Genomic DNA, 352 nt, shown 5'->3' with positions numbered 1-352 from the left:
GCCAGCGGCGACTTCCCCGAGATGGATGGCAGCTGGAGGTGTAGCCAAGCCTCGAGGTCGTCGAAGATCGGCGCCGCCTTGGCCTGCCGGATCTCGACGCGCCTATCCGGCGGTGACCCCCGCGCTTCCTTCTCCACCGCGTAGAGCTGGGCGATGCGTGTGATGGCCTCGTCGGCGATCGCTGATCCCTGGGCCCGGTGGACGTCGACGAACTTGCGACGCACATGCATTGCCCGACAGGCGATTTGCATCGCAAATCTGCCGTGAGGGGCCATGCAGGCGACCTCGCAGATGTCGCCGGAGCGGTTAGAGGTCCTCGAAGCCCGCGTAGCCGTCCGCGTGCATCCAGCCA

At 66.8% G+C, this 352-nt stretch carries 1 protein-coding gene; it reads right to left on the bottom strand.

The window, feature by feature from the left end; translation table 11 throughout:
* The coding region (locus tag Q1B08_RS21805; protein ID WP_299823597.1) for a transposase at nucleotides 1-251 on the bottom strand (251 nt) is incomplete at its 3' end.
* Nucleotides 252-352 lie beyond the last annotated feature (101 nt).

Origin of the sequence: uncultured Jannaschia sp., from assembly GCF_947494025.1 — a bacterium.
Lineage (GTDB): Bacteria > Pseudomonadota > Alphaproteobacteria > Rhodobacterales > Rhodobacteraceae > Jannaschia.
The sequence above is the reverse complement of the archived record's forward strand: the minus strand, read 5'-3'. Positions and strand labels throughout refer to the sequence as shown.